General features: G+C 61.7%; 14 protein-coding genes. 13 read left to right on the plus strand and 1 reads right to left on the minus strand.

Annotation, left to right across the window (positions count from 1 at the left end):
- Positions 1-36: 36 nt before the first annotated feature.
- The 5 genes from EOB80_RS08700 to tsf all read left to right on the plus strand — a co-directional run bounded on the left by EOB80_RS08700 (position 37) and on the right by tsf (position 4637).
- The gene (locus tag EOB80_RS08700) at positions 37-864 is read left to right on the plus strand and encodes a cell envelope integrity EipB family protein (protein WP_127327347.1); all 828 of its coding nucleotides are present in this window, start codon (positions 37-39) and stop codon (positions 862-864) included.
- Positions 865-978: 114 nt separating this feature from the next.
- Entirely contained in the window at positions 979-2277 is a 1299-nt protein-coding gene (locus EOB80_RS08705) for a hypothetical protein (protein ID WP_127327348.1), read from the plus strand.
- 59 nt (positions 2278-2336) lie between these two features.
- Positions 2337-2615: a DUF4031 domain-containing protein gene (locus EOB80_RS08710; protein WP_027036667.1), complete on the plus strand. Its 279-nt coding sequence runs from the start codon at positions 2337-2339 to the stop codon at positions 2613-2615.
- Positions 2616-2818: 203 nt separating this feature from the next.
- Entirely contained in the window at positions 2819-3607 is a 789-nt protein-coding gene (gene rpsB / locus EOB80_RS08715) for a 30S ribosomal protein S2 (RefSeq protein WP_023812937.1), read from the plus strand.
- A 109-nt stretch (positions 3608-3716) separates the two neighbouring features.
- Positions 3717-4637 (plus strand): translation elongation factor Ts, encoded by a 921-nt coding sequence (gene tsf / locus EOB80_RS08720; RefSeq protein WP_127321483.1) that lies wholly within the window; start codon positions 3717-3719, stop codon positions 4635-4637.
- Between the two features lie 21 nt (positions 4638-4658).
- On the opposite strand, the gene EOB80_RS08725 is transcribed toward tsf, so the two are convergent.
- Positions 4659-5585, minus strand: a complete 927-nt coding sequence (locus EOB80_RS08725) for a LysR family transcriptional regulator (RefSeq protein ID WP_127270207.1) — start codon at positions 5583-5585, stop codon at positions 4659-4661.
- A gap of 115 nt (positions 5586-5700) precedes the next feature.
- Between EOB80_RS08725 and EOB80_RS08730 the strand changes: the two genes are divergently transcribed.
- The 8 genes from EOB80_RS08730 to bamA all read left to right on the plus strand — a co-directional run bounded on the left by EOB80_RS08730 (position 5701) and on the right by bamA (position 14294).
- A complete protein-coding gene (locus tag EOB80_RS08730; protein ID WP_127327349.1) occupies positions 5701-6225 on the plus strand; it encodes a nuclear transport factor 2 family protein in 525 nt (174 codons plus the stop codon).
- A gap of 38 nt (positions 6226-6263) precedes the next feature.
- The gene (locus tag EOB80_RS08735) at positions 6264-7370 is read left to right on the plus strand and encodes an aldo/keto reductase (protein WP_127327350.1); all 1107 of its coding nucleotides are present in this window, start codon (positions 6264-6266) and stop codon (positions 7368-7370) included.
- 138 nt (positions 7371-7508) lie between these two features.
- Entirely contained in the window at positions 7509-8231 is a 723-nt protein-coding gene (gene pyrH / locus EOB80_RS08740; RefSeq protein ID WP_013531760.1) for a UMP kinase, read from the plus strand.
- A 99-nt stretch (positions 8232-8330) separates the two neighbouring features.
- Positions 8331-8885 carry a ribosome recycling factor gene (frr, locus tag EOB80_RS08745; RefSeq protein WP_013531759.1) on the plus strand — a complete coding sequence of 185 codons (555 nt, stop codon included), beginning with the start codon at positions 8331-8333 and terminating at the stop codon, positions 8883-8885.
- 34 nt (positions 8886-8919) lie between these two features.
- Positions 8920-9654, plus strand: a complete 735-nt coding sequence (locus tag EOB80_RS08750) for an isoprenyl transferase (RefSeq protein WP_127327351.1) — start codon at positions 8920-8922, stop codon at positions 9652-9654.
- Entirely contained in the window at positions 9651-10466 is an 816-nt protein-coding gene (locus tag EOB80_RS08755) for a phosphatidate cytidylyltransferase (RefSeq protein ID WP_127327352.1), read from the plus strand. Before EOB80_RS08750 ends, EOB80_RS08755 begins: the two co-directional genes overlap by 4 nt.
- 104 nt (positions 10467-10570) lie before the next feature.
- A complete protein-coding gene (rseP, locus tag EOB80_RS08760; RefSeq protein WP_127273216.1) occupies positions 10571-11713 on the plus strand; it encodes an RIP metalloprotease RseP in 1143 nt (380 codons plus the stop codon).
- A 217-nt stretch (positions 11714-11930) separates the two neighbouring features.
- Entirely contained in the window at positions 11931-14294 is a 2364-nt protein-coding gene (gene bamA, locus EOB80_RS08765; RefSeq protein ID WP_127327353.1) for an outer membrane protein assembly factor BamA, read from the plus strand.
- Positions 14295-14366 lie beyond the last annotated feature (72 nt).

Consider the following 14366-nt stretch of genomic DNA (forward strand, 5'->3'; position numbering starts at 1 on the left):
GCGGCCTGCCATCAGTCGCGACGATCGGAGTACCTCATGCGCGCAACGCGCCTCGCATTCCATGCCGTCCTGTTGTCGGGGGTCTTCTCGATAGCCCCTGCCTTCGCAGCGCCGGCGTTGCAAGCCCACCGCGCCGTCTACGATCTTACCTTGAAAAAAGCGTCCGATCAGTCCGGCATCACAGGCATATCCGGCCGCATGGTCTATGAGTTCAATGGCTCGGCCTGCGAAGGCTATACGGTGAAATTCCGCTTCGTCACCCAGATCGTCACCGCCGACAACACCAGGCTGACCGACCAGCAGACGACCACTTTCGAGGACGCCGAAGGCAAGACATTTTCGTTCGTGACAAAATCCTTCGTCGACCAGAATCTCGACAAAGAGGTCAAGGGCATCGCCACCAAAGAGACCAAGGGCCTGAAGGTCGACATCGACAAGCCTGAAAAGAACAGCGTCGAGCTGGCGACAACCCAATTCCCGACCCAGCATCTGGTCGAGCTGATCGGCAAGGCCGAAAAGGGCGAGAATTTTTACGAAACCAACCTGTTCGACGGTTCCGAAGACGCCAACAAGGTGATGACCACCACCGTCGTGGTCGGCAAGAAAACCGATGCCGACAAGGCCGACCCGGAAGCTTCGGCACTGGCAAAGCTCGCCACCGACAAATACTGGCCGGTCGATATCGCCTATTTCGACGACACCAACAAGACGGGCGAAGAGGTGCCGGAATACCGTATCAGCTTCAAGCTGCATGAGAACGGCATCACCCGCGATCTCGTCATGGACTATGGCGACTTCTCGATGACCGGCAAGCTGGTCAACCTGTCGCTGTTCGACCAGACGAAACCCTGTCCCGCCAAATAGTGCCGGTCTAGGCAGTTGATTTACCACGACACGGCGTGCTCGTAACGATCGACTTGAACGTGCCGCAATCGTCTCTCAACCTCTCCCCGGCGTCCAGGCGCGAGGGGGATCAGCTTGAGCAGGATCGATACATTCGTGGCGCCGCGGCCCAACCCGGCACTGATCGGGGCCATGACATCCGTCAACCGGATCGTCATGCTCCGCGGCATTCCCGGATTTCGGGATATCTTGCCGTTCAATCGCCTGGCCGGTCTGCGCGGCGTCTCAGATGTCCGCCATATCGACTTTCCCCACGCCGACCTTGAGCGGCTGAAGGCCAGTTGCGGGGCAGGGAAGGCGACCTTCATCACGCCCAATCATCCCGAGTTCTTCACCGACTGGATGATCGACAAGGAAATCGTGTCGCAGGTCAGCCCGCTCACGGCCTCATGGGCAACCAATGGTGTCGTCAACGGCCTTGGCCGGCTGATGCAGAAGTTCTGGCTGGCCAACAATTTGATCGCTCAGATTCCCGGCAATAGCGGGGCAGCCAAGGAACACTCGATCGCCTGGGCCTTGAAAGGCCATGGCGTGCTGCTGCATCCCGAAGGCGGCGTCGGCTGGCATGCCAATGTCGTTGCGCCTTTGCTGCCGGGTGCCGTCGAGATGGGGCTCGAGGCCCTCAAGCGCGGCCGGGCCACGGATCCCGATTTCAAGGTCTGGATCGCGCCAGTCGTCTGGAAGCTCGCCTTCACCGGGAATGTCGAAGCGGCGCTGGCGAAGGAATGCGCTTATGTCGAGAAAAGCCTGAAAATAGAACGCCTTGCGACCGACACGCTCCCGCAGCGCATCCACCATGTCTATTCGGCGCTGCTGGCCCGCGATGAAGCAGCATCGGGCATGCCATCCGGCGAAGGCGCAACCTATGCCGAGCGCCAGCAGGCGTTGGTTGCTGAACTCGGCCGCCGACTCGGCGAAAGCATCTCATTCGACGCTGCCATAACCGACACCGCAGAGCTTCTGCGGCGTGCGCGTCGCTGGCAACGCGAAAACACCGACGATACGGAACGGCAAAGCCAGGTCCGCGCGCTCGCCGATAGGGTTCAGAGGCTGCAGCGCATCGGACCCTGGGCCTGCGCCAATCCGCGCATCACCCAGGAGCAGATCGCCGAACATCTGAAGCGGATCCGCCACGACTATTGTCGAGGCGGGCTGCGCGACACGATAAACCGGTTCATTCCGCAGCCGGCCGGGCCGCGTTGCGCCCACATCCGGGTGCCGGAGGCACTGGGCTTGCATGAGCATGCGGGCTCGATCGACGATGCGGTTGCCGAACTGCACCGTCGCATGCAGGATACGGTCACCAACATTGTGGCCGAGCTTGCGGCCAATGGCGGCTTCATTTTCTATCCGAATCCATTCTATCGTCCCTGACATCCTGACGGGCCACGTGGCCCGCTGTGGTGGAGGATGGAAGGCAAACAGCAAGCTTCATGGCGGTCTATGTCGACGCAGCGATCTGGAACTGGGCCGGCCATCGCTGGTGCCATCTGTTGGCCGACGACACCGACGAGTTGCATCGCTTTGCCGCCCGGCTCGGCGTCAAGCGCTCATCCTACCAGGGGCCGCCCAAGACATCGGCGCCGCATTATGACATAACCGGCTTCGAGCGCGACCGTGCGGTGCGGCTCGGCGCCATCGAATGCAGCCGCGAGGAGATCGTCGCGGTCTTCCGGCGAGTGCGAGTGCCGAACGGGAAGATAAAGCGCTGACGGCAGGGCGCGGATCGTCGCACGCCGCATCACAGATCCCGCGGCGCTTGCGTTTATCGCGCATCCCCTCTATATGCGCGCTCATTCCACACACGGACTTTGGTGTCTGCCCGGGAGAAATCCGGCTGAAACCTCCGGTGGCGTTCGAGGACAAAGTCCAAAAATGCCTGTGTCCGTGGAGGCTAACCGGAAAGGAACTTTGAATGGCACTGCCTGATTTCAGCATGCGCCAGCTTTTGGAAGCTGGCATTCACTTCGGCCACCAGACCCACCGCTGGAACCCGAAGATGGCGCCCTACATCTATGGCGCCCGCAACAACATCCACATCATCGACCTGTCGCAGACGGTGCCTTTGCTGCATCAGGCGCTTAAGCAGGTTTCCGACACCGTCGCCAAGGGTGGCCGCGTGCTGTTCGTCGGCACCAAGCGCCAGGCGTCCGACATCGTCGCCGATGCTGCACAGCGTTCGGCTCAGTATTATGTCAACTCGCGTTGGCTCGGCGGCATGCTGACCAACTGGAAGACGATCTCGAATTCGATCCAGCGCCTGCGCAAGCTCGACGAGATGCTGGCCGGCGAGGCGCAAGGGTTGACCAAGAAGGAACGCCTGAACCTCGACCGCGAGCGCGAGAAGCTCGACAAGGCGCTGGGCGGCATCAAGGACATGGGCTCGACGCCCGACCTGATGTTCGTCATCGACACCAACAAGGAAGCGATCGCCATCCTCGAGGCCAAGCGCCTCGGCATCCCGGTCGTCGCCATCATCGATTCGAACTGCGATCCGGACAAGATCGACTTCCCGATCCCCGGCAATGACGACGCGGCCCGCGCCATCCAGCTCTATTGCGATCTGATCGCCAAGGCTGCGATCGACGGCATCGCCCGCCAGCAGGGCGCGCTCGGCGTCGACATCGGCGCTTCGGTCGAAGCTCCGGTCGAACCCGCGCTCGACCCGGCTCCGGCCCCGGCGTCGGAAGCTCCCGAAGCTTGATAATCAAAGGCCGGTTGCGGCCTTCATCTTTCTCATATTCTGGCACGCTAAACAGACGCACCATCGAATACCGATGGTGCGTCGGTGCATTTAAAACAAAGAGGCGACAATGAGCATTTCGGCTGCACAGGTCAAAGAACTCCGCGACTTGACCGGCGCGGGCATGATGGATTGCAAGGCCGCGTTGACCGAGACCAACGGCAACATGGAAGAGGCCGTCGACTGGCTGCGCAAGAAGGGTATCTCCAAGGCCGACAAGAAGGCTGGCCGCACCGCGGCTGAAGGTCTGATCGGCGTCGACAACGGCGTGCGCGAAGCTGCCGTCGTGGAAGTCAATTCCGAGACCGACTTCGTGGCCCGCAACGCCGCGTTTCAGGAAATCGTCGGCAACGTTGCCAAGGTTGCGCTGGCCTATGGCACGACGGAGGCTGTGGCCGCCGCAAAGTATCCAGGTTCCGACAAGTCTGTTGCCGACACCATCAAGGACGCTGTCGGCACCATCGGCGAAAACATGGGCTTCCGCCGCTCGGCCAAGCTCACCGTCCCGCACGGCGCTGTCGCTACCTACGTCCACAACGCGGTTGCCGACGGCCTTGGCAAGCTCGGCGTGCTGGTCGCGATCGAGACCACGGGCAATGAGCATGCAGCCAACGCCTTTGGCCGCCAGGTGGCCATGCATGTTGCCGCCACCAACCCTCTGGCGCTGACCGCAGAGCAGATCGATCCGGCCGCGGTCGAACGCGAGAAGGCGATCTTCTCTGACCAGGCGCGCCAGTCCGGCAAGCCGGAAGCGATCATCGAGAAGATGGTCGAGGGCCGTCTGCGCAAGTTCTACGAGGAAGTCGTGCTCCTGAAGCAGGCCTTCGTGCTCAATCCCGACATCACTGTCGAGAAGGCGCTGAAGGATGCCGAGAAGGACATCGGCGCCCCGGCCAAGATCACCGCCTACCTGCGCTTTGCGCTGGGCGAGGGCATCGAGAAGGAAGAGACCGATTTCGCCGCGGAAGTCGCTGCAGCGGTCAAGAAGTAAGCTGCCAAGCAGCTTTTCGGCTCAGGCAACTCGGCCGGGCGCTCGCGAGGGTGTCCGGCCGATTTCTTGTGTGACGTCGACAAAGGCGCGCAGCTTCGGTGCCATTGCCGCCCGGCGCGGAAAGTAGAGAAACAGGCCTGGTTCCTCGATTGCCGACTGCGGCAACACCTGGACAAGCCGACCAGCGGCAAGGTCGGCGCGCACCAGCGGCTCGAACACATAGGCCAGTCCCATTCCCGACAGCGCCAGGTCGATCGCGGCAAGCGAATCGGTGACGATGGCGGTGCCGCGCGTTTCCACGGCCACGTCCTTGCCGTCCTCCGTCAAATCCCAACGATAGACCGCGCCGGATCGCACCAGACGGTAGCCGATGCAATTGTGGGCGGCGAGATCGGCCAGGCTGTGCGGGCGGCCATGCCGGCCGATATAGGCTGGTGACGCCACGATGATCACCTGGAATGGCGGGGTCATCCGGATCGCGATCATGTCCTGCGCGATCATTTCGCCAAGTCTGATGCCGGCGTCAAAGCCTTCGCTGACGATATCGACCAATCCTTCATTGGCAAAGATTTCCACTGTCACATCCGGATAGCGCTCGGCCATGGCCGTCACCACCGGCGTCACCGCCATCGGGACGGCGATATGTGATACATTGATTCTGAGCAGTCCCGCCGGGCGACCCTTGATGCCGCGGATACGCTCCATCCGCTCGGCGATATCCTGCAGCGCGGGCTCGGCCGTCGCGACAAGCGCCTGACCGGCCTCGGTCAGCGATACGCTGCGGGTCGTGCGGGCAAAGAGCGGCTGGCCGATGCGCTCCTCCACAAGGCGTACAGCGTGGCTGACCGCCGAAGGGCTCATGCCGAGTTCGGCAGCGGCAAGCGCAAAGCCGCCTCGCCGCGCCACGGCGACGATAACGGGAAGGTGGCTGAGCAGGTCGCGATCCATTCGTGCATAATATCGCATAGTCCATGCGGATAATGCAATCTGTTCGATGTCGGCCTGTTGGCCCACATTGTCGCCAGCAAACCGGCGGCGGGCCGATGCGCAAAGGAGAAGAGACATGAATGCATTGAAGTATGCCACCTTCGCGGCGGGTATTGCGCTGGCGCCGGTCGATGCCGGCGTAGCCGAATCGTCCCGCGAAACCGCGCTCGCCGATGAGCGCGCCGTCATACGCATCGCCGATGCCATCGACCGCGCGGTCGATGCCCAGGATTGGCGGCTCGCCCGTAGTTACTTCGCGGACCGCGTCACCGTCGACTTCAGCAGCCTGAGTGGGCAGCCTGCGGCCACCATCGCGTCGGACGACCTGATCGGGACCTGGGCCGCCAACCTCAGGGGCAACAAGACCAGCCTGCACCTGCGCACCAACCATCAGGTCGCCATCGACGGCGACGCCGCGACTGTCTCCTCCAACGGCTACGCCTGGAACCGGATGGAAGGCAATGGCGAACCGCTATGGGAAGTCTGGGGCACCTACGAACACCACCTGACCCGTTCGGGAGCCGACTGGAGCGTGGACGGCTTCACATTCCGCATGACGCATGAACGCGGCAACCCGTGGGTCAAGACGACCCCCGGATAGGGTCGGCATTGAGATTGGATCAGGATCGGAGCGACATCATGACCATGCCCTTCTACACCCTTGGCAGCAGCGGGCTTCGTGTCACCCGGCTGGCGCTCGGAACCATGACCTTCGGCACCGAATGGGGCTGGGGCGCCGACAAGGAGACGGCCCGCGCCCTGGTCGATGCCTATGTCGAGGCAGGCGGCAATTTCTTCGATACGGCCGATGCCTATACCGGCGGCACCTCCGAGACCTGGCTTGGCGAGTTCGTTGCCGAACGCGGTCTGCGCGACAGAGCGGTGATCAGCACCAAGTTCAGCATGAATCTGGAGCAGGGCAATCCGAATGCCGGCGGCAACGGCCGCAAGAACATCATCCGCGCCGTCGAAGGCTCGCTGAAGCGGCTCGGCACCGATTATATCGACCTCTATGTCCTGCATGCCTGGGACAGGCTGACTTCACCGGAAGAGGTGATGCGGACGCTGGACGATCTGGTAGGCGCCGGAAAGATCCGCCATGTCGGTCTCTCCGACGTCCCCGCCTGGTACGCGAGCAGGGCGCAGTCCATCGCCGAGCAGCGCGGCTATGAACCGGTTTCGGCGCTGCAGCTCGAATATTCGTTGGTCGAGCGCAACATAGAGCATGAATTTGTGCCGTTCGGCACGCGCTATGGCGCCGGCATCATGGTCTGGAGCCCGCTGGCCAGCGGCTTGCTGAGCGGCAAATATCGTTCAGACACAATCAGCAACGCCGGCGGCAGGCTGGAGGCGATGCGCGGTTCGACCAATCCCGGCTTCCAGAAGTTCACCGACCGCAACTGGGCAATCGTTGCCGAACTGGAAAAGGCCGCAGGCGAGCTTGGCCGCGGCATGGCCCAAATCGCCTTGAACTGGGCGGCAACGCGGCCCGGTGTCGCTTCGGTGATCATCGGTGCGACGAGGCTCGATCAGCTCAGGGACAATCTCGGCGCGCTCGATTTCGAGATCCCCCAAGAGCTCCTGGCAAGGCTCGACGCAGTCAGCCTGCCGGTCACGCCGTTCCCGTACTCGTTCTTCGGTCCGGAAATCCAGGGCGGCCTTACCGGGGGCCAGGCCGTCGGCTACAAGCCGGCGGGCTATTTCCCCGACCTGCTCATGGAAGGTGCATTTGCCGGCGTGAGTTGACAAAAGGCGAGAGAATTCCGGGTCGGGCGCCGCGTGACATCGCGGCGCCCTTCGTGTATCGGAACGCCATTGTTTCGGTGGCGCGCCTGCGCGAGAGCAGCCACCCGGAACGCGCCACATGCAAATGAAGAGGCCCAGATGACGGTGAAGCCCCTCTACCGACGTGTCTTGCTGAAAGCGTCGGGCGAAGCGTTGATGGGCGAGCAGCATTTCGGCATTGACGTGTCAGTGGTGGATCGCATCGCCGGCGACATCGCCGAGGCGCGTGCATTGGGCATCGAGGTCGGCGTCGTCATCGGCGGTGGCAACATCTTTCGCGGCGTGGCCGTTGCCTCCAAGGGCGGCGACCGTGTTACCGGCGACCACATGGGCATGCTTGCCACGGTGATCAACTCGCTGGCGCTGCGCACGTCGTTGAACAAGATCGGCGTCGACGCCGTGGTGCTTTCGGCGATCGCCATGCCCGAACTTTGCGAGAGCTTTTCGCAGCGCCAGGCGACCGCCTACATGAACCAGGGCAAGGTGGTGATCTTTGCCGGCGGCACCGGCAATCCGTTCTTCACCACTGATTCGGCCGCCGCACTTCGCGCGGCTGAAATCGGCGCCGACGCGCTGTTCAAGGGCACTCAGGTCGACGGCGTCTACTCGGCGGACCCCAAGAAGGACCCGAATGCGACGCGTTTCGAGCGCATCAGCCATGGCGAAGTCATAAATCGCGGCCTTTCCATCATGGATACGGCAGCGATTGCACTTGCGCGCGAAAACAACATTCCGATAATCGTTTATTCGATCCACGAAAAAGGTGGTTTCGGCGATATTCTGAGGGGCGGCGGCCGCTGCACGGTCGTCGCGGACGATTGATCGGCGGCCTGACCCGAAAAGGGAAGCCGGTTTTCGAAAGTCCGATTCGAAGACGGCCCGAAGCAGTGAGCCCGCATTAGACGGGTCGAGGAGATAAAGATGAGTGGTGAGTACGACGATCTCAAGCGGCGCATGGATGGGGCTATTGCCGCGTTCAAGCATGATCTGGCCTCGCTGCGGACCGGTCGCGCCTCCAGCAATCTGCTCGATGCGATCCAGGTGCAGGCCTACGGCACCACCATGCCGATCAATCAGGTCGCCAACGTCTCGGTGCCGGAGCCGCGCATGATCTCGGTATCGGTATGGGACAAGTCGATGGTTGGCGCGGTCGACCGCGCGATCCGCGAATCCAATTTGGGGTTCAACCCGATCGTAGACGGCACCAACCTCAGGATTCCACTTCCCGAACTTAACGAACAGCGCCGCAAGGAACTGGTCAAGATCTCGCACACCTACGCCGAGAACGCCCGTGTCGCCGCGCGCCATGTGCGCCGCGACGGCATGGACTTCCTGAAGAAGGCGGAGAAAGACGGCGACATCAGCGAAGACGATCAGCGCAAGCGCTCGGACCAGGTCCAGAAACTTACCGACGAGACGATCAGCACCATCGACCACCTGCTTTCCGATAAGGAAGCTGAAATCATGCAGGTTTAGGGTCATGGCCGCCGGCTGACCCGAAAGCGAGAACATGGCAACGCCCGCGCATGTCGCGATCATCATGGACGGAAACGGACGCTGGGCCAAGGCGCGCGGCATGCCCCGTCTTGCGGGCCACCGTGCCGGTGTCGAGGCGCTGCGCAAGACGGTGCGCGCGGCACCTGGGCTCGGCATTTCCTACCTGACCGTCTATGCTTTCTCGTCGGAGAACTGGTCGCGGCCGAAGTCCGAGGTCAGCGACCTGATGGGCCTCTTGAAAATGTTCATTCGCCGTGACCTTGCTGAACTGCACCAGAGCGGTGTGCGGGTTAGAATCATCGGTGACCGGGCAGGGCTGCAGTCTGATATCAGGGGACTGCTCGACGAGGCCGAAACGCTGACGGCCGCAAACGAATCGCTGACGCTGGTGATCGCCTTCAATTATGGCGGACGAGACGAAATCGTTCGTACGGCACAAAAGCTTGCGGCGGCCGTGGCGCGTGGCGAACTCGACGCCGAGGCGATATCAGCCGAAAGCTTTGCCGGCGCGCTCGATACGCAAGGCATTCCCGACCCGGAATTGGTCATTCGCACCAGCGGCGAGCTCCGGCTGTCGAACTTCCTTCTGTGGCAAGCCGCCTATAGCGAACTCGTCTTCCTGCCTTGCTACTGGCCCGACTTCAGCCGCGAGCACCTTGCGGAAGCTTTGCGTGAGTTTGCTGGCCGCGAACGCCGTTTCGGCGGACTTGGGGGCCATGACGTCGCTTCGCGACCGGCCGCGGGATGAGCAATCTTCAACTGCGTATCGTTTCGGCGATCGTGCTCGCCATCATCACTCTCGGCTTGACCTGGATCGGCGGTTTGCCGTTCCGGCTGCTGTGTGCCGTGATCGTAGCGGCGATCTTCTATGAATGGACCCGCATGTCGCGGCCAACCGGGGCAACGGGCCTTGGTTTCCTGCCGGAAGCACTGCTGGTTGTCTTCATTGGCGCCTTGATTGGCGGTCTGGCCGCCTCCTGGCTGCTGCCGCTTGTGGCGGCCATCGTTGCCGCAACGGCGATAGCCGCCTCGGTTCGCAAGACCGGACAATGGGATGCGAGCGGCCTTGCCTATGCCGCGGTTTCAGGCCTGTCGCTCGCCTTGCTGCGCGATGGCGATCGTTCAGGCCTCATTGCCATCCTGTTCCTGTTCGCTGTCGTCTGGGCCACCGATATCCTTGCCTATTTCGTTGGCCGAGCCGTTGGGGGGCCGAAACTGGCGCCCTCTATCTCGCCCGGCAAGACGCGCAGCGGCGCACTCGGCGGCGCTGTCGGCGGCGTCGTCGCCGGGCTGGTCCTCGCCGCAGCTGCCGGTGTCGGCAATCTGGTATTGCTCGGCCTGATCGCGCTCGTGCTGTCGATTGTCTCGCAGGCAGGCGACCTGTTCGAATCCTGGATCAAGCGCCGCCATGGCCGCAAGGATTCGGGGGCGCTCATCCCGGGCCATGGCGGCGTCATGGATCGTGTCGACGGGCTTGTCGCAGCGGCATTCGCCCTATACGTCATCGGCTGGATTTCGGCGAACGCCGATCATCCGGCACAGGGTCTGTTTCCCGTTTGAGCGATGTCATTTCAGGGTCCTTTGCGCGGTGCGCCTTGGATTCGCCCGGATTGGTGTCACAGTCACGGCGCAGTCTGCGCCGTGGAAGAATTTGAGGGTTTGTCTTGAACGAGATTCTTCACGCGCTTTTCAGCACAGAAGGCTTTGTCCTCGGCACGCTGGTGCCATTCCTCTTCGTGCTGACCGTAGTCGTGTTCGTCCACGAAATGGGCCATTACCTTGTCGGGCGCTGGTGCGGCATCGGCGTCAGGGCCTTCTCGATCGGCTTCGGCCCGGAACTCTTCGGCTTCAACGACAGCCACGGCACGCGCTGGAAACTGTGTGCGATACCGCTTGGCGGCTATGTAAAATTCGTCGGCGACATGAACGCCACATCGAGCCAGCCCACGTCGGAAGAAATTGAAACGCTGACCGAGGACGAGCGCAAGGTCGCCTTTCACACTCAGCCGATCTGGAAGCGCGCGGCAACGGTGGTGGCCGGACCATTGTTCAATTTCCTGCTGACGATCGTCGTCTTTTCCGTGCTGTTCACCGCCTATGGCCGCTATGTCGCCGAGCCCATGGTGGCCGAGGTGACCGCCGACAGCCCGGCGGCGAAGGCCGGCATCCTTCCCGGCGACCGATTCGTCAGCGTCGACGGCAACAAGGTCGAAACCTTTGGCGACGTCCAGCGCCTGGTCTCGGGCCGTGCCGACGACGCAATCACCTTCGTCATGTTGCGCGACGGCCAGGAGGTCACTGTGACCGCGGCGCCGCGGCTGATGGAACAGGAAGACGCGCTCGGCAACAAGGTCAAGGTCGCCGTGATCGGTGTCGTCAACAACAAGGAACTCGGTCAGCCGAGGCTGATCACCTACACGCCGGTCGGAGCGGTCGCGGCGGCGGTCGAGGAAACCGGTCACGTCATCCAGCGCACGGGCCAGTTCCTGCAGCGCTTTGTTGTAGGGCGCGAAGACAAATGTCAGCTGGGCGGTCCGGTGAAGATCGCCGACATGGCGGGCAGGGCTGCGAAACTGGGATTCGAATGGCTCGTGCAGCTGGTTGCACTGCTATCCGTTGGCATCGGAATTCTGAACCTTTTGCCGATTCCCCCCCTCGACGGCGGTCACCTCTTGTTCTACGGGGTGGAGGCTGTCATTCGCCGTCCGGTGTCGGAACGGATGATGGAAATGGCCTATCGGGCCGGGTTGCTTCTGGTGCTGTGCTTCATGGGGTTCGTTTTTTGGAACGATCTGTTTGGGTGCTGAAATCATGAAGAAATTTGGCTTCTGCATGGACGATGTTGAGACGCCGTTTACCATGCAAGGGGATATGAGTGACGCGAAAGCCACGCCGCAGGGTTAAGTAAATACAAATTAACCAGAAGCCTTGCGTGTAGGGAAAATCCGGTTAATACGGTAGGGGAAATTACCGCACGTCCGGTTTTCTCGCCGTGGGGACTACGAGAAAAGGTTATTAAGCCCGATGAAGGCAGCATCCAAGTTTCTAAGCGCCGCGTCCGCGGTGACCCTGTCCGCGGCCATGGTCGTGCCAGGCGCGCTCGCAGTGCAGTTCGTTGCCACATCGGCGGCTGAAGCCGCTGTCGTCAGCAGAGTGGAAGTGAGCGGCAACCAGCGTATCGACGCTGAGACCATCCGCAATTACATCACCATCAAGCCGGGCAAGGCTTTCTCCAGTTCCGATATCGACGGTGCGGTCAAGGCACTGTTCGGCACTGGCCTGTTTTCGGACGTGCAGATCAACCAGGTCGGCTCGACGCTGGTGGTCAAGGTCGCCGAGTACCAGGTGGTCAACCAGGTGCTGTTCCAGAACAACAAGAAGCTCAAGGACAATGCGCTTGCGGCGGCGGTGCAGCTGAAGCCGCGCGGAACGTTCTCACAGGCGACGCTCGATGCCGACGTGGAATCAGTCAAGGCTGCTTACCGGCGCATTGGTCGCGACGATGTGACCGTGACCACGCAGGTTATGCAGCTTGGCGACAATCGCGTAAACGTTGTCTTCAACATCGTTGAAGGCGATCGCACGCAGATCGCGGCGGTCAATTTCGTCGGCAACAGTGCCTATTCCAGCCGCCGCCTGGCGGATATCATCAATACCAAGCGCTCGTCCTGGCTTTCCTTCGTCCTGCGCGACGACGTCTATGACGATGACAAGCTGCGCGCGGACGAGGAGCTGCTGCGCCGCTTCTACTACAATCACGGCTATGCCGACTTCCAGGTCGTGTCTGCTGTCGGCGAGCTCGACAGCGCGACGAACAAGTACACGGTCACCATCACCGTCCAGGAAGGCGACCGCTACACGTTCGGTGATGTCAGCGTCGAGAGCTCGATCCCTGAAGTCGACGGCAAGTCGCTGGAATCGGTGATCGAGACCCATAAGGGTGACGTCTACAACGCCAAGAACGTCGAAGATTCCATCATCGCGCTGACCGAGAAGGTGGCCGGTTCCGGCTATGCCTTCGCGCAGGTCACGCCGCGCGGCGACCGGAATTTCGAGAACCACACCATTTCGGTCGTCTACACGATCGACCAGGGCACCAAGGCCTATATCGAGCGCATCGAGATCCGCGGCAACGATCGCACGCGTGACTATGTCATTCGCCGCGAGTTCGATGTCAGCGAAGGCGACGCCTTCAACCAGGTGCTCATCCAGCGCGCGAAGAAGCGCCTGGAAAACTTGAATTACTTTGAGAAAGTCGACATCTCGACCGTGCCGGGCTCGCAGCCCGACCAGGTCGTGCTGGTGGTCGATGTGGTCGAGAAATCGACCGGCGAGTTCTCCGTGGGCGCTGGTTATTCGACCGGTGGCGACACGGCCGGTCCGTCGGTCGAAGGATCGGTGACCGAGCGCAACTTCCTGGGTCGTGGCCAGTTCATCAAGCTGTCGGCGGGCGGCGGCAAGAATTCACGCGACTACAGCCTGTCCTTCACCGAGCCTTATTTCCTCGGACGGCGCATCGCCGCCGGCTTCGACATCTATAAGTCGACGCGGGAGTACGACAACAATTACGATAGTGATACCACAGGTGCGACGATCCGTTTCGGCCTGCCGATCACCGACAGCATCACAACGCAGCTCGCCTACAATATCTCTCAGGAAAAATATACTGTTGACGACGGCTGCAATCCCACCGATGTAGACCCCAGTGGTACCTGCAATATCTCAACCGCAATCCTTGATGGCATAGCGCAGAGTCCTTGGATCAAGTCGTCGGTCAGTCTCGGGCTGGTCTACAACACCATCGACGACATGAAGAACCCGCATGAGGGTATCTATGCCAACACGACCCTCGAAGTGGCTGGTCTCGGCGGTGATGCCAAGTTCGTGAAGATTACGGGACGCGGCAGCATCTACCAGACGCTGTCGGAGCAGTACGACTTGGTTGGCCTCATTTCGGGCGGCGCCGGCCATGTCGAGGGTTATGGCAGTGACGGCCTGCGTATCTTCGATCAGTTCCAGAGCTCCGATCGCATGATCCGTGGCTTCGCCTATGGCGGTATCGGGCCTGTGGATCCTCTCACGGGTGACCATCTCGGCGGCACGACCTATTTCAACGCGTCGGCGGAGGCCCAGTTCCCGCTGCCGGTGATTCCGGAGAGCTTTGGCTTGCGTGGCGCAGTCTTCGCGGACGCGGCAACGCTCTATGGCAGCAAGGTTACGAGCGTTGCTCAGGAGTCGACGGACATGCAACTGCGTGCCTCGGTCGGCCTCGGCCTGATGTGGGCGTCGCCGTTCGGTCCGATCCGTATCGACTATGCGATCCCGGTCAAGAAGGAAGCGCGCGACGACGTGCAAGAATTCAACTTCGGCATATCGACCCGCTTCTGATCGGCGGCCAACGATGCTCCCGGGTCTTCAGGGTCCGGGAGAAATGTTCCGACCTAGCTGGATATAGCTTCT

Source organism: Mesorhizobium sp. M7A.F.Ca.MR.245.00.0.0, from assembly GCF_003997415.1.
Classification (GTDB): Bacteria; Pseudomonadota; Alphaproteobacteria; order Rhizobiales; family Rhizobiaceae; genus Mesorhizobium.

Coding starts and splice junctions, on each gene's coding strand:
- EOB80_RS08700 (WP_127327347.1), top strand. CDS start 37: ATGCGCGCAACGCGCCTCGCATTCCATGCCGTCCTGTTGTCGGGGGTC.
- EOB80_RS08710 (WP_027036667.1), top strand. CDS start 2,337: ATGGCGGTCTATGTCGACGCAGCGATCTGGAACTGGGCCGGCCATCGC.
- rpsB (WP_023812937.1), top strand. CDS start 2,819: ATGGCACTGCCTGATTTCAGCATGCGCCAGCTTTTGGAAGCTGGCATT.
- tsf (WP_127321483.1), top strand. CDS start 3,717: ATGAGCATTTCGGCTGCACAGGTCAAAGAACTCCGCGACTTGACCGGC.
- EOB80_RS08725 (WP_127270207.1), bottom strand. CDS start 5,585: ATGGATCGCGACCTGCTCAGCCACCTTCCCGTTATCGTCGCCGTGGCG.
- EOB80_RS08730 (WP_127327349.1), top strand. CDS start 5,701: ATGAATGCATTGAAGTATGCCACCTTCGCGGCGGGTATTGCGCTGGCG.
- EOB80_RS08735 (WP_127327350.1), top strand. CDS start 6,264: ATGACCATGCCCTTCTACACCCTTGGCAGCAGCGGGCTTCGTGTCACC.
- pyrH (WP_013531760.1), top strand. CDS start 7,509: ATGACGGTGAAGCCCCTCTACCGACGTGTCTTGCTGAAAGCGTCGGGC.
- frr (WP_013531759.1), top strand. CDS start 8,331: ATGAGTGGTGAGTACGACGATCTCAAGCGGCGCATGGATGGGGCTATT.
- EOB80_RS08750 (WP_127327351.1), top strand. CDS start 8,920: ATGGCAACGCCCGCGCATGTCGCGATCATCATGGACGGAAACGGACGC.
- EOB80_RS08755 (WP_127327352.1), top strand. CDS start 9,651: ATGAGCAATCTTCAACTGCGTATCGTTTCGGCGATCGTGCTCGCCATC.
- bamA (WP_127327353.1), top strand. CDS start 11,931: ATGAAGGCAGCATCCAAGTTTCTAAGCGCCGCGTCCGCGGTGACCCTG.